Origin of the sequence: Brachybacterium sp. JB7 (assembly GCF_003335205.1) — a bacterium.
GTDB classification, from domain to species: Bacteria; Actinomycetota; Actinomycetes; order Actinomycetales; family Dermabacteraceae; genus Brachybacterium; species Brachybacterium alimentarium.
Map to the genome: position 1 here is coordinate 1 of NZ_QPGN01000004.1, position 18126 is coordinate 18126.

General features: G+C 71.4%; 16 protein-coding genes. 10 read left to right on the forward strand and 6 right to left on the reverse strand.

Translation table 11 applies throughout. The features are described 5' to 3' along the window. Positions 1-2113 (forward strand): ATP-dependent DNA helicase (locus tag CIK81_RS06550; protein ID WP_199586311.1); only part of this gene is annotated, 2113 nt, incomplete at its 5' end. Between the two features lie 52 nt (positions 2114-2165). On the opposite strand, the gene CIK81_RS06555 is transcribed toward CIK81_RS06550, so the two are convergent. Further along, positions 2166-3137 carry a phosphotransferase gene (locus CIK81_RS06555; RefSeq protein ID WP_096164143.1) on the reverse strand — a complete coding sequence of 324 codons (972 nt, stop codon included), beginning with the start codon at positions 3135-3137 and terminating at the stop codon, positions 2166-2168. A gap of 49 nt (positions 3138-3186) precedes the next feature. On the opposite strand from CIK81_RS06555, the gene nudC reads away from it, so the two are divergent. The 3 genes from nudC to CIK81_RS06570 all read left to right on the forward strand — a co-directional run bounded on the left by nudC (position 3187) and on the right by CIK81_RS06570 (position 6941). Next, the gene (gene nudC / locus CIK81_RS06560; RefSeq protein WP_114328334.1) at positions 3187-4104 is read left to right on the forward strand and encodes an NAD(+) diphosphatase; all 918 of its coding nucleotides are present in this window, start codon (positions 3187-3189) and stop codon (positions 4102-4104) included. A 59-nt stretch (positions 4105-4163) separates the two neighbouring features. Further along, on the forward strand, positions 4164-6296 hold the full coding sequence (locus CIK81_RS06565; RefSeq protein WP_114311597.1) for an ATP-dependent DNA helicase UvrD2: 2133 nt from the start codon (positions 4164-4166) through the stop codon (positions 6294-6296). Between the two features lie 318 nt (positions 6297-6614). Continuing rightward, complete coding sequence (locus CIK81_RS06570) at positions 6615-6941, forward strand: WhiB family transcriptional regulator (protein ID WP_096164146.1); 327 nt, start codon at positions 6615-6617, stop codon at positions 6939-6941. An 85-nt stretch (positions 6942-7026) separates the two neighbouring features. On the opposite strand, the gene CIK81_RS18330 is transcribed toward CIK81_RS06570, so the two are convergent. Next, complete coding sequence (locus CIK81_RS18330) at positions 7027-7185, reverse strand: DUF5679 domain-containing protein (protein WP_010551122.1); 159 nt, start codon at positions 7183-7185, stop codon at positions 7027-7029. Positions 7186-7707: 522 nt separating this feature from the next. Between CIK81_RS18330 and CIK81_RS06580 the strand changes: the two genes are divergently transcribed. Continuing rightward, the gene (locus CIK81_RS06580) at positions 7708-8355 is read left to right on the forward strand and encodes a M48 family metallopeptidase (RefSeq protein ID WP_096164147.1); all 648 of its coding nucleotides are present in this window, start codon (positions 7708-7710) and stop codon (positions 8353-8355) included. Here CIK81_RS06580 and CIK81_RS06585 read toward each other — a convergent pair. Together CIK81_RS06585 and CIK81_RS06590 are read right to left on the reverse strand one after the other, a co-directional pair. Further along, positions 8343-8933 (reverse strand): NUDIX hydrolase, encoded by a 591-nt coding sequence (locus CIK81_RS06585; protein ID WP_114305422.1) that lies wholly within the window; start codon positions 8931-8933, stop codon positions 8343-8345. The genes CIK81_RS06580 and CIK81_RS06585 overlap by 13 nt on opposite strands. Next, positions 8923-10599 carry a zinc-dependent metalloprotease gene (locus CIK81_RS06590; protein ID WP_114305420.1) on the reverse strand — a complete coding sequence of 559 codons (1677 nt, stop codon included), beginning with the start codon at positions 10597-10599 and terminating at the stop codon, positions 8923-8925. Before CIK81_RS06590 ends, CIK81_RS06585 begins: the two co-directional genes overlap by 11 nt. Positions 10600-10687: 88 nt before the next feature. Here CIK81_RS06590 and CIK81_RS06595 point away from each other — a divergent pair, with 88 nt between their 5' ends. The 4 genes from CIK81_RS06595 (at position 10688) to CIK81_RS06615 (ending at position 16109) form a co-directional block, all read left to right on the forward strand. Next, complete coding sequence (locus CIK81_RS06595; protein WP_241964048.1) at positions 10688-11836, forward strand: PDZ domain-containing protein; 1149 nt, start codon at positions 10688-10690, stop codon at positions 11834-11836. After that, positions 11836-12528 carry an HAD-IA family hydrolase gene (locus CIK81_RS06600; RefSeq protein ID WP_096164151.1) on the forward strand — a complete coding sequence of 231 codons (693 nt, stop codon included), beginning with the start codon at positions 11836-11838 and terminating at the stop codon, positions 12526-12528. The genes CIK81_RS06595 and CIK81_RS06600 overlap by 1 nt, the downstream gene beginning before the upstream one ends. A 154-nt stretch (positions 12529-12682) precedes the next feature. Then, entirely contained in the window at positions 12683-14365 is a 1683-nt protein-coding gene (ettA, locus tag CIK81_RS06605; RefSeq protein ID WP_096164152.1) for an energy-dependent translational throttle protein EttA, read from the forward strand. Positions 14366-14786: 421 nt separating this feature from the next. Further along, positions 14787-16109 carry an ABC transporter substrate-binding protein gene (locus tag CIK81_RS06615; RefSeq protein WP_158541952.1) on the forward strand — a complete coding sequence of 441 codons (1323 nt, stop codon included), beginning with the start codon at positions 14787-14789 and terminating at the stop codon, positions 16107-16109. Positions 16110-16164: 55 nt separating this feature from the next. Here CIK81_RS06615 and CIK81_RS06620 read toward each other — a convergent pair whose 3' ends face one another. Further along, positions 16165-17100 (reverse strand): acyl-CoA thioesterase II, encoded by a 936-nt coding sequence (locus CIK81_RS06620; RefSeq protein ID WP_096164154.1) that lies wholly within the window; start codon positions 17098-17100, stop codon positions 16165-16167. A gap of 42 nt (positions 17101-17142) precedes the next feature. Here CIK81_RS06620 and CIK81_RS06625 point away from each other — a divergent pair, with 42 nt between their 5' ends. Further along, positions 17143-17652, forward strand: coding sequence for a thioesterase family protein (locus CIK81_RS06625; RefSeq protein WP_176485552.1), 510 nt, complete (start codon positions 17143-17145; stop codon positions 17650-17652). 28 nt (positions 17653-17680) lie between these two features. Here the strand turns inward: CIK81_RS06625 and CIK81_RS06630 are convergent, their stop codons facing one another. Further along, complete coding sequence (locus tag CIK81_RS06630; RefSeq protein ID WP_096164156.1) at positions 17681-18121, reverse strand: globin; 441 nt, start codon at positions 18119-18121, stop codon at positions 17681-17683. Between the last annotated feature and the right edge of the window lie 5 nt (positions 18122-18126).

Consider the following 18126-nt stretch of genomic DNA (forward strand, 5'->3'; position numbering starts at 1 on the left):
GGAGGGGGCCGCCGAGACGGTCGAGGCCTCCGACGAGCGCGCCGAGGCCCGGGCGATCGGCGACTGGATCCTCGCGCGGCGCGCCGAGGACGACCCCCAGGAGGTCCCGGCGTCGGCCGCCGTGCTGGTGCGCGCGCGCCGCCAGATCCCCGCGCTCGTCGAAGGACTTCAGGAGCGGGGCCTGGCCACCCACGTGGTGGGTCTGGGCGGCCTCCTCCACCGCCCCGAGGTCGCCGATGTGCGTGCCGTGCTGCAGTGCGCCCACGATCCCGGACGAGGGGACGCGCTCATGCGACTGCTCACCGGCCCCCGGTTCCGTCTCGGCGCTCGCGACCTCGCAGTGCTCGGACGCTGGCGGGACCGGATGGGATCACGACTGCGCCGAGCCACGAGCGCACCCGGCGGTGAGGACGAGGCGGAGACCGTCTCCCTGGTCGACGCGGTCGACGACCTGCCGCCGGCGGACTGGACCGACCCCTCCGGCCGCTCGCTGTCCCCGACCGGCCTCGATCGTCTCCGGCAGGTCCAGCAGCTGCTCCGCGAGATGCGGCGGCTGCTCCCGCTCCCGTTGCCCGATCTGGTCACCGCCGCCGTGCGCGTGCTGGACGTGGACCTCACGCTGCTCGCGGACGATCCGGGATCGCGGGTCCTCGCCGACCTCGAGGCGCTGCGCGATCACGCCGCCTCCTTCGAGCGCACCGCCCAGCGCGGGGGCCTGGGGGCCTACCTCGACCTGCTGGAGATCAGCGAGGACGAGGAAGCGGGGCTCGCCGTCTCCGCGGCCCCCGAGCAGAACGTCGAGGAGGGAGCCGATCCCGGTGTCGTGACGATCGTGACCATGCACTCCGCGAAGGGTCTCGAGTGGGATCTGGTGGCGGTCGCCGGGCTCACCGAGGGCACGGTGCCGTCCTACGACCTGCGCCGGGCGAAGACCGATGAGAGCGGTCGGGTGCGGGTGCCGGCCGGGGGCTGGCTCGGCAATCTGGCCTCCGCCTCGGTGCCCACGGCGCTGCGCGGCGACGCCGACACCCTGCCCGACCTCGCCTGGGCCGAGGCCGACACCCAGGTCGATGCCGAGGGCCTGATCCAGGAGTACCACTTCGACCAGGGCGAGGAGTCGCTGCGTGAGGACCGACGGCTGATGTACGTCGCCGTCACCCGCGCCCGCCGCCGGCTGCTGCTGACCTCCGCCGCCTGGCGCCTGGGCGTCACGAGGTCGCGCCCTCGCTCCCGCTATCTGGTCGAGGTCGGCGATCTCGTCCCCGAGCAGTTCCGCATCGTCCAGGAGGTCCCGGAGACGAACCCTCTGGAGAAGGAGCTGCCGCAGGCCCAGTGGCCGCCCGCGCCGGGAGAGGCCGAGCAGTCGCGCCGTCGTGCCGCCGACCTGCTCGCCGAGGCGGGGGAGACGCCCGGGCAGATCGAGGACCCGGTGCTCGCCGAGATCGTGCGCCGCGCGATCGACGATCTCGCGCAGCAGGCTGCACCGCCCCTCGTGCACTCCCCACCGCGCCTGTCGGCCTCCCAGGTCGTGCACCAGGCCCGTGACCCGCACGGGGCGGCGATCGATCTGCTGCGGCCGCTCCCGCGCCGTCCTTCCCCGGCGGCGGCGCGCGGCACCGCGTTCCACGCCTGGCTCGAATCCCGCTACGACAGCTCGACGCTGCTGGACCTCGAGGACCTCCTGGACCTCGGGGACGACGAAGGACCCGTGGCCGACGACCTCGCCCTGCGTGAGGCGTTCGCTGCGTCCGCATGGGCGGACCGCACCCCGATCGCCGTCGAGCACCCGGTGCAGACGCGCGTGGGGACCATCGCCGTGCGCGGTGTGATCGACGCCGTCTTCGTCGACCCGGACGCCCCCGCGGAGCCCGGCGATCCCGCCGGGGGAGGGGTGATCATCGTGGACTGGAAGACCGGTCGCGTCCCTCGGCCCGCGCAGCTGCGCGAACGTGCGCTGCAGCTGTCCCTGTACCGGCTGGCCTGGCATGAGCGCACCGGTCTGCCGCTGTCCCGCATCCGGACGGCCTTCCATTTCGTGGCCGACGGCGTCACCCACGAGGTCACCCGTCACCCCTCCCGGGAGCGGATCGCCGAGATGCTCACCGCGGAATGAGGCTCAGGGCGGAATGACGCACAGGGGAGCGTGATGCTGCGAGGAGGGGGCCTCAGGCCCTGTCCTCGTGCGCCTCGCGTGCGGCCATCTCGTCGTAGGCACGCTCGGCCTCGTCGCGGGCGAGCTGGGCCAGGTCGGCATCGAGGTCGGCGATCATCCCGCGCGCATCGGAGATGATCGTCTCGTCCTGGGTCTCCACGCCGTGGGCGAGCCATTCCGCGACGGCGAACTCGCCGAGCGCCTGCGCGCGCTCCACCAGGCGCGGGTGCGTTGAGGTGGGCAGCTCGTCGCGATAGGCGGAGTAGAGGTCGTCGAACCTCTCGGGGTCCAGCGAGGAGATCAGCCAGGCCAGATCGGACGCCGCATCGGCGACCTTGGAGGAGGACCAGTCGCGGACCGCGCTGATGCTCTCACCGGAGACGAACAGACTCTCCTCGGAGAGGTCGCCATGGATGAACTGGGGGGCGATGTCCCACAGCTCCTCGTCCTCCAGGAGCGTCTCCCAGCGTTGGGAGACGGCGGCCGGCAGGTAGCCGTCCGCCTTCGCGGCGAGGATCCGGGCACGATGCTCGGCATGGAGGACCTCCGGGGTGAAGGACTCCACCCCGGCGGACTCCGCCGCGTAGCGCGGAACGGTGTGGATCCGGGCGAGGACCTGGCCCAGCGAGCGGGCGAGCTCGGAGGAGCCCTGGAGGTCCTCGAGCATCAGCGGGCGCCCGACGGGAGCCTCGGTGACCGTGGCGCGACCGCCCTCGGAGAGCTTCACGAAGCCCAGAACCGGCGGGATCACGCCCTGCAACGGGGTCCCGGAGAGCGCATCGGCCACTTTCAGGTCACGTTCAAGGCGTACACCGGAGGCCGTCGTGGACGGGGACTGGACCAGGACCCGGCGGCCCTGCTCGCCGATGATCCCCGCGACGTCGAGATCCTCGTCGGGGGTCGCGATCGGCGTGGTGCGCGCCGGGACCAGCCCGGGGACCGCCGCCGCCGCGAGGGCAGCCAGGGAGTACGAGTTGCGATGCACCCGTCCACCGTACCCGGAGGTCCCCTCCGATCCGCGTAGGCTTTCGGGCATGGCGAACCTCCGTGGCCCCCACCTGCACACCCCGCTGACCCTCCTCAGCACCGACCGGGACGCGCTCAGCCGCGTCGATCCGGCGATGACCGCGCCGGGCGACGACGCCCGCTACCTGGTCACCCGAGCCGGTTCGGCGGCTCTGCGCGAGGACGACGAGGGCACCCTCCACGTCTCCCTGGAGCGCTCGGACCCCCGCGGGGGCGGCACCCAGCCGCTCGTCCTGCTCGGGGTGCACGAGGGCCTCCGGGTGCTCGCCGTGGAGATCCCCGAGCCGAGCCCGGAGCTCGATGATCCCGGGCGTGACCTGCGCGATCTGCGGCGCGTGGCCGAGCGGCTCACGCCCCGGGACGCCGACCTCGCGCTGACCGCGGTTGCGATGGGGTCCTGGCACCGTTCGATGCGTCACTGCCCGATGTGCGGAGCACTGCTGGAGCCCGAGGTGGGCGGCTGGGTGCTGCGCTGCCGCGAGGACGGCTCCGAGCACTTCCCGCGGACCGATGCCGCCGTGATCATGGCCGTGCGCGACAGCCGCGACCGCCTGCTGCTGGCCCGCAACGCGAACTTCCGCGGCCGGTTCCACTCCGTGCTCGCCGGCTTCGTGGAGCCGGGGGAGAGCCTTGAGAACGCCGTCGCCCGCGAGGTCGCCGAGGAGGTCGGTCTCGTGGTCGAGGAGGTCGAGTACGTGGGCAGCCAGCCCTGGCCCTTCCCGCGCTCGCTGATGGTCGGCTACCGCGCCTGGGTCCCCGGCGCCGTGGAGATGACGCTCCAGGAGGACGAGATCGCCGAAGCCACCTGGTTCTCCCGGGAGGAGCTCGCCGCCGCGCTCGCTGCCGAGGAGATCGAGCTGCCGGGCAACGCCTCCCTGGGCCGCGCGCTGATCGACGACTGGTACGGCGGTCCTGCCGAGGTGTGAGGCACGCGCCGTCCACAGCGGCCCGCGAGATGTCAGGGGCCGCTGGCAGGATGGGAGCGATGACGGATCCAGCCCTGCCCCTCGACTCTGCACCGCCGACCGATGCCGAGAGCATCCTCGCCGCTCTCGACCCCGAGCAGCGGGAGGTCGCGCACACCTTCGGGGCACCGGTCTGCGTGCTCGCGGGCGCCGGCACCGGCAAGACCCGCGCGATCACCCACCGCATCGCCTACGGCGTCGCCACGGGGCAGCTGAACCCGCGCCACGTGCTCGCCGTGACGTTCACCGCCAAGGCCGCCGCGGAGATGCGCTCGCGTCTGCGCGACCTCGGCGTGCCCGCGGTCCAGGCCCGCACCTTCCACTCCGCCGCGCTGCGGCAGCTGCGCCACTTCTGGCCGCGCGTGGTGGGCGGGGCGATGCCGGACATCATGCCCAACAAGTTCGCGGGCGTGGGCGAGGCCTGCCAGCGGCTGCACATGAGCGTGGACCGGGCCGCGCTGCGGGACATCGTCGCCGAGGTCGAATGGTCCCGGGTCTCGATGCTCACCCCCGAGTCCTATCCCGAGGCCGCGGAGTCGACGAAGCGCCCGGGCGTGGCCGGCTTCGACTCCCGCTCGATCTCCCGCATCCTCACCCAGTACGAGGAGGTCAAGAAGGAGCGCAACGTCATCGACTTCGAGGACGTGCTGCTGCACCTGGTCGGGTTCCTCACCGAACGGGCGGACGTCGCCCGGGAGGTCCGCGGCCAGTACAAGCACTTCGTGGTCGACGAGTACCAGGACGTCTCCACCCTCCAGCATTCCCTGTTGCGGCTGTGGCTGGGCACCTCCGACGACATCTGCGTGGTCGGTGACGCCGCGCAGACGATCTACACCTTCGCCGGCGCGCGCGCCTCCTACCTGCTGGACTTCCGCACGGAGTTCAAGCGCGCCCGCACCATCCGTCTGGAGCGCAACTACCGCTCGACGCCGCAGATCGTGCGGATGGCCAACACCGTGCTCGACGGTGCCCAGGGCCGCACCCGCGACAGCCGCCTCACCCTGGTCTCGCAGCGGCAGGACGGCCCGCCGCCGCTGGTGGAGTCCTTCCCGGACGACCCCGCCGAGGCCGACGGCGTCGCCGATCGCATCGCCGCCCTGATCTCCGAGGGGCGTTCCGCCTCGGAGATCGCCATCCTCTTCCGCACCAACAGCCAGTCCGAGGCCTTCGAGGAGGCGCTGACCGCCCGCGACATCGGCTACCTGGTGCGCGGCGGCGACCGCTTCTTCGAGCGTCAGGAGGTGCGGCGGGCGATGGTCTCGCTGCGGGCCGCCACCCGCGTCGAGCAGCTGGATCCGGCCCGCGCGGTGCGCGACATCCTCTCCCAGCAGGGATGGTCCGAGACGGCCCCGGAGACCACCGGCGCGGTGCGCGAACGTTGGGACTCCCTCAATGCGCTGGTGGGCCTCGCGGACACCGTCACCGCTCGCCCGGGCTCGACCATGATGGACCTCGTGCGCGAGCTCGAGGAGCGCGCCGAGGCGCAGTCCGCCCCCGTGGTCGAGGGCGTCACGCTCGCCTCGGTCCATGCCGCGAAGGGTCTGGAATGGCCCGTGGTCCACATGGTGGGAGCCAGCGACGGGCTGATGCCGATCTCGATGGCCTCCACGGCCGCCGAGGTGGAGGAGGAGCGACGCCTGTTCTACGTGGCCCTCACCCGCGCCCGGGATCTGCTCACGGTGAGCTGGTCCGCTGCGCGGTCCCCCGGCGCACGCGGGAGCCGGAAGGCGTCGAGGTTCCTGGACGGGGTGCTCGACCATCCCGATGCCGGCGGCTCCCGGCCCGGAGCCGATGCACGGCGCACCGGCCGCCGCAGTGCGACCGTCTACTCCGAGTGCCGGGTCTGCGCACAGGGACTGGTCTCTCCCCGCGAGCAGCGTCTGGGCCGCCACGAGGGCTGCCCGCCGCTGGCCGATGCCGCCCTGCTGACGGCCCTGAAGGAGTGGCGGGCGCAGCGGGCACGGGAGAGCGGGGCCCCGGCCTTCTCGGTGCTCACCGACGCGGCCCTCGAGGCGCTCGCCGAACGCGATCCGCGTGACGAGAGGCAGCTGCTGGCGGTGCCCGGCATCGGTCCGGGCAAGGCCGAGCGCTTCGGTCCGGGACTGCTCGAGATCCTCTCCCGGCACCGCGCCGAGAACCCCGCAGAGGGGTGAAACCGCAGGTCAAAAAATAGATGTGGGTTCTGCGCAAGGTGTGTAGACTCATCGTCGTCAATCGTCCACGTCGTGGTCCGGGACACCGGGACGCGCGCATTCGAAAGGGGGTGGCCTCAGTGATCATCATCAGGAATCTCGCAGGAGCAGGTCTGCGCCCCGTCGGCGCGCCCTCCCTTCTGCAGCGCGAACGGGGCTACGCCCCTGCGGTGCCCAGCCTGAGCTGACGAGGCCTCCCCTCGCTGCCGGTGCGGCACCGCCGCCGCACCCCCGCCCGTAAGGGCTCGTCCCCCCGACGATCTTCGAAGCAGCGAGACGATGACTTCTCTACTCACCACTTTCTTCAGCCCCGCAGACACTGCGGCACACATGCTGCCGTGCCATGACACCGACGCTGCGGACCTCTTCTTCTCCGAACGCCCTGCCGATCTCGAGCAGGCCAAGAGTCTGTGCACCGGCTGCCCGCTCCTCGAGGAGTGCCGTCAGGGCGCCCTCGACCGGGAGGAGCCCTGGGGCGTCTGGGGCGGTGCCATCTTCGACGCGGGCCGCATCATCGCCGTCAAGCGCGGCCGAGGACGCCCACGGAAGAACCCGCAGCAGGCTCCGGACCAGAACCCGCAGGAGAAGCCGGCGGACGCGGCATGAGCCGTGCGCCGGTCCGGCGGCAGACGCACGAGGGGCGAGGCACCGTCACGGTGCCTCGCCCCTCGTGCGTTCTGGGAAGGCCGGATCAGGCCTTGCCGAGGATGCGGTTCAGCTTGGTGCCGCACTCGGGGCACACGGCCTTGGCCATGCGACGACCGTTGGAGACGACGACGTTGCCCTCGGCCTCCCGCTTCTCGCGGCACTTGACGCAGTAGAACTCTCCGGCATAGGTCTCGTCAGCCATATCCGCTCCTTGGGATCGAAAGTGATGTTCGGTCATCCGGACATGCGGCATGCGCCGCGAGGCCGGGACCGACCCACTGTAACGGGGAGCGCCTGAGGCGCACGAATCGAGGAGTGTCCGAACGGGGCGGCCCATCGCACGCTTCGGGAGAGAAGAGCTCAGCGAGCGGAGGAAGTGCGTGCGACGGGCCGACATCGGAGGCCCCGTAGGCGACGAAGGCCTAAGGGCCGTGGGCCCCCGGGGGCGCTCAGCACCACGCGCACCTTCCCCGTGTGCGTCCTGCTAGTTATCCCGGGGTCCCACGTGCTGGGAAACTTAGCCCCTGCGCACCGGGCAGGTCAAAGGGCGGCGGGGGACCGACTGTGGACAAGTGGCCCCGGGGTGTGGACAACCTCGGGATGAGTTCCCGACACCTGTGGAGGAACGATCGTCCGCGCAGGTCAGGGGCCTGGGGTGAGGGTCTGTGGGGGAGGGGGTTGTGGAAGAACTTTTTTCGCCCCGAAACGTGCCAGGCTTCTCCTCATGACAGATCTCGTCCTCCACGAGCACGTGACCGGACCGCGCGGGGAGCGGGTCCTGGTGCGCCGCTCCTCCCGTCGGCGCCGCACCGTGTCGATCACTCGACGCGACGGCGATCTGGTGGTCGCGGTCCCGGCGACGTTCAGTGCGCGGCAGGAGCGGGACTGGGTCACGAAGATGGTCGACCAGCTGGTCCGGAAGGAGTCCCGCAAGACGCCGCGCCGACGCAGCGACGCCGGCCTGGAGAAGATGGCGAGAGAGGTCAGTGAGGCTTATCTCGGCGGTCGTGCACGGCCCAGTTCGGTGACCTGGTCCACACGGCAGAACCAGCGGTGGGGATCCTGCACCCCCACGGACGGCACGATCCGGCTCTCGCATCAGCTGCAGGACATGCCCGACTACGTGGTGCGCTCGGTGATGATGCACGAGCTGGTCCATCTGCTGGTCCTCGACCACGGCAAGGAGTTCCGCGAGCTGATGGCCCTCTATCCCCAGGCGCAGAAGGCGCAGGGGTTCCTGGACGGCGTCTCGTGGGCGAAGAATCTGCTCCCCGGCGAGCTCGAGGGGGATCTGGAGGGTCCTCCAGAGCAGGCTGCGCCCGACGGCCCCTCTCAGCCCACTCTGCCCTCTCAGTCCTCTCAGCCTGAGTAGCGCGCGAGATATGGGGCGAGCTGCTCGAGCTTGCCCGGCATGTCCTCGACGGTGCCCTCGGGCAGCGCGGCGCAGGAGCGCGCCGGACCGTCGGCCTCCAGCGGCCACGGCACCCAGCGCACTTCGGGGGACTCGTCGCTCGCGGTGAGGGGGAGCGAGGCCGCGTCCTCCGAGGCGCGCAGGAGGTACTGCACGTCCCAGTGCTCGCAGCAGGCCCCGAACGCCGCGTCGAGCTGATGGCGATGGAGCACAGCGGGGCCCGGCCCCACCCGCTCGAGAGCCGACAGCCCGATCTCCTCGGCGACCTCCCGGCGGGCGGCGCGCTCGAAGCTCGTCTCGCCCGGCTCGAGGTGGCCGCCGGGCTGCACCCAGAAGCGCCCCTTGCGATGCCACACGAGCGCCACGTGCTCCCCCGGCGCATCGATCACGACGGCGCTCGCGGTGAGGTGCCGCGGCCCGCCCTCACGGTGCAGAGCTGCGGGTGAGCCCTCCAGCAGGTGGAGGTACTGCCGGGCGAGACCCTGGTCCGGAGCGGAGGCGAGCTCCGCCCGGGCCTCATCGAGACGGTCAGCGGTCATCGGAAGGACCAGGACCGCCGCCCTCGTCCCCGCGCGAGCCGTCGCCGTCGGCACCGCCGGCGCTGTCGCCGTCGGTGCCGCCGCTGCCGCCGCTGCCGTCGTCGTTCCCGCTCTCGCTGCGGCTGTCGTCCGTGCTGCCGGTGGTGGTCCCGTCCTCGTGCGGACGCACCGCGCCCGCGCCGTCCTCGCGCGGGACGGAGGAGGAGACCTCGCCGCTGAGCAGACGCTCCAGCTCGGCGTCGAAGTCCGTGGGGATCTCCACGTCGGCCAGCCCGTCAGCAGCGTCCTCCGCGACGTCCTGCGGGGACTGCGGAGCCTGCGGGCGCCCGGAGAGGACCTCCGCCGTCGGCAGCAGGTCCGGGTGGTCCCACTTCGCTTCGCGGCCCTCCTCGCCCTCCGTGGCCAGCACGCTCTCCCACCAGGAGAGCGCCTCGCGCACGCGGCGGGGCCGCAGCTCGATGCCGATGGTCCGAGCCAGCATCTCCTCGGCAGGACCGCCCGAGGCGCGACGCCGGCGCAGCACCTCGCGCATCGCGTCGAGCTCGGGAAGCTTCCCCTCCAGCGCCTGGGTGGTCACATGGTCCACCCACGCCTCGATCAGGGCCAGCGTGGTCGCGAGCTCCTGGAGAGCCCGCTCCTGCGAAGCCCGCCGGGTGAAGACGAACATGTCCTCGGGACGGCGCGCCTGCATCGCCTGCGGATCGGAGAGGTCCAGATCCCGCACCATCTCGTCGAGGGCGTCGAGGTCCAGCGTGATGCCGCGCGCGTAGTCCTCGATCGCCGAGAACAGGGCCTTGCCGAGCCACGGCGCCGCGGAGAACAGAGCGGCATGGGCGATCTCGCGGGAGGCGAGGAAGATGCGGGCCGCGCCCGGATCCAGCGAGTGCGCGGAGATCAGGTCGTCGACGTTGGACGCGACCAGAGCGGGCTCGCCGTCGCGGCCCAGCGGCAGGGACAGGTCCGTGGTGCCGGCGACCTCGCGAGCGAGCGACCCGATCGCGTGGCCGAACTGGACGCCGAACATGGTGCCGCCGATGCGCTCCATCATCCCGGCCGGGTCCCCGGGCATGCCCGTGCCTGCGAGCCCCGCCATGTCCTCCATGCCTTCCATGCCGCCCAGCTGACCCATCTGAGAGGCGATGGCCTCGCCGATGGCGCCGGCCATGTAGCGGGCCACCGGCTCCACGATGCTCTTCCAATGAGGGAGCGTGCGGTGCAGCCAGGTGCCGCGGCTGAAGACGCCGAGCTCGGTGGACGGCACGTCGATCGAGAGCGCCGGGTCCAGCCACAGCCGGGCGACCTGCGCGGCCTGGCGCAGGTCGGAGATCTGCGCGGGGGTGGGGTCGGGGTCCCCGGGAGTTCCGGTGGGCTCCGGAGCGCCGGGGATGCCCGTCATCCCGGCGGCCGTGCGTCGAGCGATGTCCTCGGCCATCTGCCAGTTCACGGGATTGTCTCCCTGAGCGGCGAACATGCTCTGCATCTGCGCGGCGGCGGCTCGCAGCTGCGCCGGGTCCTGCGGAAGGTTCGCCTGCTCGGCCAGTGCCGAAAGGTCCAGTCCGTCCAGAGCGCCCTCGGGCAGGGCGTCCCCGAAGGTCTCCTTGAGGAAGCGCTTGAGCGCTTCCTCGTCCATATCGCCGGGTCCGCCCGGGATCGGATCAGTGTTCATGGCCACCTCCAGGAGTCTGTGGAGCGTACAGCGTACCGAGCGCGGCTGGGGGAAGGTCGAACACGTCGGTGTGGGGCACAATGTCGGGGTGATAGACGACCAGCCCCGGCCGACCCGTGCACGCCGGGCCCGTGCGGCGATCTCCCGTTCCGTCGGGGACACGCAGCTCGCGCACCCCTGGGTCGCCCTGCCCGCGATGGTGCTGCTGTGCCTGATGATCCTCGGCGCCTCGCTGATGCCCGTGCCCTATGTCATCGAGCGGCCCGGCCCCGCGATCGACGTGCTCGGCGAGTACGACGAGGAGCAGATCCTCACGATCGACGGCGCCGAGACCTACGCGACCGACGGATCGCTCATGATGACCACCGTCTCCGTGGACGGCGGGCCCGGATACCGGGTCACCCCGGTCGAGGTCGTCGCCTCCTGGTTCGACCGTTCCTCGTCCGTTCTGCCCCGTGAGGCGCTCTTCCCCGAGGGGCAGACCCGCGAGCAGACCGCCCTGACCAACACTGTCGCGATGACCACCTCCCAGCAGGGCGCGGTCGCCGTGGCGCTCGGCGAGCTGGGCATCGACTACGACCCGGTCATGATGATCGCGGGCGTCGAGCAGGGCGCCCCGGCCGAGGGCACCTTGGAGGCCGGGGACGTGGTCCTGTCCGTGGACGGCGAGACGGCCTCGGACGTCACGGGCTTCCAGGAGCTGGTGCGCGCCACGCCCGAGGGCGAGGGGATCCCGATGCGCGTGCGCCGCGGGGACGAGGAGCTGGACCTGGAGGTGCCCGCCGAGACCGTGGACGGCGCCCCGCGCATGGGCGTCGCGCTCGACATCGGCTACGACTTCCCGCTCGACGTGGACATCGCCGTGGGCGACATCGGCGGACCGAGCGCCGGGACGATGTTCTCGCTGTCGGTCTACGACGAGCTGACTCCCGGAGCGCTCACCGGCGGGCACCGCATCGCCGGCACCGGAACCCTCTCCGAGGACGGCACCGTCGGCGCGATCGGCGGGATCCGGCAGAAGATGGTCGGCGCCGACGAGCAGGACGCCGAGTTCTTCTTCGCCCCCTCCACCAACTGCGATGAGGTGGTCGGGTACGAGCCCGACGGCCTGGACGTGGTCGCCGTCTCGGACTTCGACGGCGCCCTGGAGGCGGTCGAGACGATCGCCGAGTCCGGCAGCACCGCCGGACTCCCCACCTGTGATGACGTCGTCGAGACGTCGGATGACGAGAACTGATGAGCAAGCGCAACCGCCGCCGTACACCGCCCAAGCCCACCGTCGTGCTCGATTTCGGGGGAGTGCTCAGCGCCGGGCACGATCCCGTGCCGAGCATCCACGAGCTGCTCGGCGGCGACATCGACGCCCTGCGGGATCAGCTGTGGGCCGAGCGCGCCGCCTACGACCAGGGCGCCAGCTCAAGAGAGGAATACTGGAGCGCGGTGGCCGCGGCCAGCGGCGTGGAGCAGCTCTCGGAGGCCGAGATCGACGAGCTGCAGGCGGCCGACAACCGCTACTTCCTGCGCCTGGATCCCGCCGCACGTGAACTGATCCACGACCTCGCCCGCAACGGCGTGCGCCTGGCTCTGCTGTCCAACGCCTCCGAGAGCTTCGGCGAGGCCGTGCGCCGCGCGGACTGGTTCGAGGCGTTCACGATCGCGGTGATCTCCGGGGAGGAGCGCGCGGTGAAACCCGACCGGGAGCTCTACGAGGTGCTGCTGGACGTGCTCTCGCACGAGACCGGGGGAGTGTCCATCCCGTCGGCCGTGATCTTCTTCGACGACCGCCAGGAGAACGTCGACGCGGCGCGCGCTCTCGGGATCGATGCGCACCTGTGGCCGCGCAACGGCGAGGAGCGCGCCGAGGGCGCCGAGCACGGCGCCCAGATCGCCCGTCGGGTGCTGGCCGAGCGGGGCGTCCCGCTGGACTGAGCGCCCAGCCGGCACGGAGAGCGGCGCCCCTCACCCTGCTGAGGGTGCGGGCGTGATCGGCGGGGTAGAGTCGGACACCGAGATACCGCCCGTGCGGCGCCGAGACGGCGCGCCGGTGAGAATCCCCAGACCCCTCTCCGAACAGGAACACGAGTTGGCTGAATTCATCTACTCCATGTACAAGGCCCGGAAGGCCGTGGGAGACAAGCTCATCCTCGATGACGTCTCCATGAGCTTCTACCCGGGTGCCAAGATCGGCATGGTCGGCCCCAACGGCGCCGGCAAGTCGACGATCCTGAAGATCATGGCCGGGCTCGATCAGCCCAGCAACGGCGAGGCACGCCTCTCGCCCGGATACAGCGTCGGGATCCTCCTGCAGGAGCCCCCGCTGGACGAGTCCAAGACCGTCCTGGAGAACGTCCAGGAGGGCATGGGCGAGCTGTTCAAGAAGGTCCAGCGCTTCAACGCCATCGGCGAGGAGATGGGCGAGCCCGACGCCGACTTCGACGCGCTGATGGCCGAGATGGGCACGCTCCAGACCGACATCGACGCCGCGAACGGCTGGGACCTCGACTCCCAGCTCGAGCAGGCGATGGATGCGCTGCGCTGCCCGCCCGGCGACGAGCCGGTCACCCACCTCTCCGGTGGTGAGCGTCGCCGCGTGGCGCTGTGCAAGCTGCTCCTGGAGAAGCCCGACCTGCTGCTGCTGGACGAGCCCACCAACCACCTCGACGCCGAGAGCGTGCTGTGGCTGGAGCAGCACCTCACGCAGTACGAGGGCGCCGTCATCGCCATCACCCACGACCGGTACTTCCTGGACCACGTGGCTCAGTGGATCGCCGAGGTCGACCGCGGCCACCTGTACCCCTACGAGGGCAACTACTCCACCTATCTCGAGAAGAAGGAGGAGCGCCTCAACGTCCAGGGCAAGAAGGACCAAAAGCTCGCCAAGCGCCTCAAGGAGGAGCTGGAGTGGGTGCGGTCCAACGCCAAGGGCCGCCAGGCGAAGTCCAAGTCGCGTCTGGCGCGCTACGAGGAGATGGCCGCGGAGGCCGAGCGCACCCGCAAGCTCGACTTCGAGGAGATCACCATCCCGCCGGGCCCGCGGCTGGGCAACCAGGTGATCGATGCCAAGGACCTCAAGAAGGGCTTCGGCGAGCGGGTGCTCATCGACGGGCTCTCCTTCACCCTGCCGCCCAACGGCATCGTCGGTGTGATCGGCCCCAACGGCGTCGGCAAGACGACGCTGTTCAAGACCATGGTGGGCCTGGAGCCGCTGGACGACGGCGAGCTGAAGATCGGCAAGTCCGTGCAGATCAGCTACGTCGACCAGAACCGGGAGAACATCGACCCGGACAAGAACCTCTGGGAGGTCGTCTCCGACGGACTGGACTTCATCCAGGTCGGCAAGGTCGAGATCCCCTCGCGCGCCTATGTCAGCCAGTTCGGGTTCAAGGGCCCGGACCAGCAGAAGAAGGCCGGGGTCCTCTCCGGTGGTGAGCGCAACCGCCTGAACCTGGCGCTGACCCTCAAGCAGGGCGGCAACGTGCTGCTGCTCGATGAGCCCACGAACGACCTGGACGTGCAGACCCTCGGCTCGCTGGAGAACGCCCTGCTGGAGTTCCCCGGCTGCGCCGTGGTCGTCTCGCACGACCGCTGGTTCCTGGACCGGGTCGCGACCCACATCCTGGCCTACGAGGGCACCGAGGAGAACCCCGCGAACTGGTACTGGTTCGAGGGCAACTTCGAGGCCTACCAGGAGAACAAGGTGGCCCGCCTGGGTGAGGACGCGGCGCGTCCGCACCGCGTCACCTACCGTCGCCTCACCCGCGACTGAGGTTCTCCCTGAGCACCCGAGCACCTGAGTGCTCGAGTGCCCCAGCACCCCGCGATCCGTCCGTGCAGGACGGGCCGCGGGGTGCTCCGCGTCCGGGTGATCAGCGTCCGGGTGGGCACGCGGCTGGACAGCGTCCCGGATCGCGCACCATCGGCCGTGGAGCCGCGCTCCACGGCCGCTATGAGCGCTGCTCGTGCCGGCACAGTGAGCGGGACGGGGAGAACGAGGTCCCCTCGCCGGTCCCGCTGCTGCGTGGGGATGGCGACCGCTGGGCTGCACGGTTCGCGCTCACGGGGTCCGGTGTGGTGGGGTGCTCGGTGCGGGTCACTCCGCAGCACGCGGTGCTCGCCCGCCGCGCAGAGCTCGGGCCGGTCGCCACCGCCTGAACCGCCAGACATCCCGATCGGAAGGTCCTGCCCTCGTGCCGACCCGTCGTCAGCTCCTCGTCTCCGCCGCCGCGCTCGGCCTGGCAGGCTCCGGCACCCTCGCCGCCTGTTCGAGGGGCGAGCCGGTCGAGATCGACGATGCCGAGGCGCTGCGCATGCGGGTGTGGGACGACGCTGCGGCCTCCGCCTACGAGGACTCCCTGGAGGCGTTCACCGAAGAGACCGGCATCGCGGTGCACGTCGAGGTGATGGTCTGGGACGACTACTGGAAGCAGCTGCCGCTGGACATCGCCGGCGAGTCCCTGCCGGACGTGCTGTGGATGAACACCGCCAACCTTGCGGAGGCGCAGGAGAGCGGCCAGCTGCTCGAGGTCGGGGAGCCGCTGGGGAGGCTGGTCTCCCAGTGGGAGGACGTCGCCACCGACCTCTACCGCCTCGAGGACGGGATCTGGGGCGTGCCCCAGTTCTGGGACCAGAGCATCCTGATCGCCCAGGACGAGCTGGTCGCCGACGCCGGCGGAGACCCTTCGGCGCTGGCCTTCGACCCCGGCGCCTCGAGCGATCCGCTGCGGGACCTCGCCCGCGAGATCACGACCGACGGCGAGGGCCTGCACCCGGGGGACGAGGACTTCGACGCCGCGTCCCGAACCGCCTTCGGCTTCGGGGCGCACGTGGACCGCTCGGCCGTGCTGGGCCCCTTCGTGGCCGGGCACGGCGGCACCTGGCAGGACGAGGACGGGAAGTTCGTCTTCGCTTCCGAGGAGGGCATCGGCGCCGTGCAGTACCTCGCGGATCTCGCGTCGGAGCATCTCGCCCCCGCGGGGAAGGAGACCGTCGAGGACGCGGGTCTGTGCCAGAGCCTGTTCCTCGAGGGGAAGCTCGGCCTGCTGCAGACGGGCACCTACGACCTGCATGCCCTCGCAGGCGGCATCGAGGACGCCTTCGAGTGGAGCGTCCACCCGGTGGTCGCCGGCCCCGATGGCTCCCGGCCTCTGGTGCACGCCGTCGCTGCCGTGGGCGTGGATCCGGACGACGACGACCGTCGGACGGCGATCGAGAAGCTGCTCACCTGGCTCGGCGGCATCGACGGCCAGCGGCCGCTGGTCGAGAACCGGGTCGGGATCCCGGCGCACCGCGAACTGCACGGAGCCTGGCAGGAGGCCTGGACCGACGAGGGCGTCGATGTCTCGGCGCTGGAGTCGGTGCCCGACGAGGTCGCGCTCCCGGAGCACGGCATCCGCTCCGCCGAGGGCACGGGGGCTGCTCTGCCGCTCATCGCGGAGATCTTCACCGGGTCCTCGAGCGCCGAGGACGCCCTTCCGAAGGCTCAGGACGAGGCACGCGCCGCGATGGGGTGAGCCGGTCAGCGCCGCTTCTCAGCACTGCCCCCGCGCAGGCACCCGCGCTGAGGGATCAGGTGCGGTCCTTCACCCGGATCATGCCCTCCTGGGTGACCGTCGCGACCAGATCCCCGGCGCGGTCGAACACCTGGCCGTGGGTGAGGCCGCGACCGCCGGCGGCCGACGGGGAACGCTGCACGTACAGCAGCCATTCGTTGGCGTCGACGTGGCGGTGCCACCAGATCGCGTGATCGATCGTGGCCATGCGCAGCCCCGGCGTCATCCAGCTCAGGCCCTGCCGGCGCAGGATCGGCTCGAACGGCGTGTAGTCGCTCGCGAAGGCGAGGATCGCGTCATGCAGCAGCGGATCGGCCTCGACCGGCGCGAGGGTGCGCATCCACACCATCTGGGTGTCCGCGGCGTCGGACGCGGGATCCGGGCGCAGGTAGATCGGATCGGTGACATGGCGGATGTCGATCGGGCGCTGCGTGGCCCAGTAGCGGGCCACGGGATGGTCGATGCCGTCGAGCACCTGCGCGGTGGTGGGGAGCCCTTCGGGATCGGGAGCGTCGGGAGCGCGCTCCTGGTGCTCGAGCCCGTCCTGCTGCTCCTGGAACGATGCGGTCATCGCGAGGATGGTCCGCTCAGCCTCCTCGGGCGTGCGCCCGGGCTGCGTCGCCAGCACCCGGCGCACGGAGAAGGAGTTGCCGTCGCGGAGCGCGTCGACCTGGAAACGGATCGGGTGCCCCGGGTCTCCGGGGGCGAGGAAGTAGGAGTACATCGAGTGGATGCGTCGGCCCTCGGGCACCGTGCGGCCCACCGCGGCCACCGCCTGCCCCATCACCTGCCCGCCGAACACGTGCCCGCCCGGCTGCGGCGAGGAGTCCGCTTCGTAGGCCGCGACCGTCGCGGGGGTCGCGAAGGCGGGGTCGACCACGATCTCGCGCACGTCCAGCAGATCGATCAGGCCCGCGGCGACGGCGGCGGGGTCACAGGGGGTTCCGGTCATGGCATCGATCGTACTGGGCCGGAACGCCCTACGATGCTGACCATGGCAGATACCGCTCACACCCCGCATGCCCGTCATCTCGACATCGACGTCCCCGTCCGCTGGACGGATCTGGACGCCTACGGGCACGTGAACAACGCCGCCATCGTGAGGCTGCTCGAGGAGGCCCGCATCGGCGCCTTCTGGCCCGCGCCCGAGGACCAGGTCGCGCTCGGCGCCCCGGCCCCCGCAGCGGCCCTTCCGGGAGGCGGCGCCGGGTCATCGATCAGCACGGTGATCGCCTCGCAGCGCATCGAGTACGTGCGTTCGCTGAGTCACCGTCGTGATGGCGCGGTGGTGCGGCTGTGGCTGTCCCGGCTGGGCGGAGCCAGTCTGAGCGTGGACTACCTGGTCCTCACGCGGGACGACCCGGAGGGGGAGCGACCCTACGCCCGTGCCCGCACCGTGGTCGTCATGGTCGACGCCGCCACAGGCGCCCCCGTGCGGCTGGACGGGCAGACCCGCAGCGAGCTGCAGCAGTTCCAGGGCGAGCCGCTGACCTTTCGGGACTGAGGTCGTCAGGCGTGCTCGGCGGGACAGCTCAGGTGAGGTGGTCCGGGATGGTCCGCCCGGATGCGGGGGCCTCGCCGCCGTCGACGGTGTTCACCAGCGAATGCGCGGCGCGCTCGAGGTAGTCCCACAACGTTTCCGCATGCAGCGGCGGCAGCTCGAGCGAGTCCATCGCCACGCGCATGTGGTGCAGCCAGGCGTCCCGCGCCGCGGGGGAGACGGGGAAGATCGCATGGCGCATCCGCAGACGGGGATGGCCGCGCGTCTCGCCGTACGTCTTGGGGCCGCCCCAGTACTGCTCGAGGAAGGTGCACAGGCGCACCCGGGCACCGTCGAGGTCGTCCTCGGGATACATCGGCTTCAGCAGCGGGTCCTCGGCGACGCCGTCGTAGAAGCGGTCCACCAGCGTCTCGAAGGTGGAGTGGCCGCCCACCGCCTCGTAGAAGCTGATCTGGTCGCGCGCTGTGGTCATCGAGG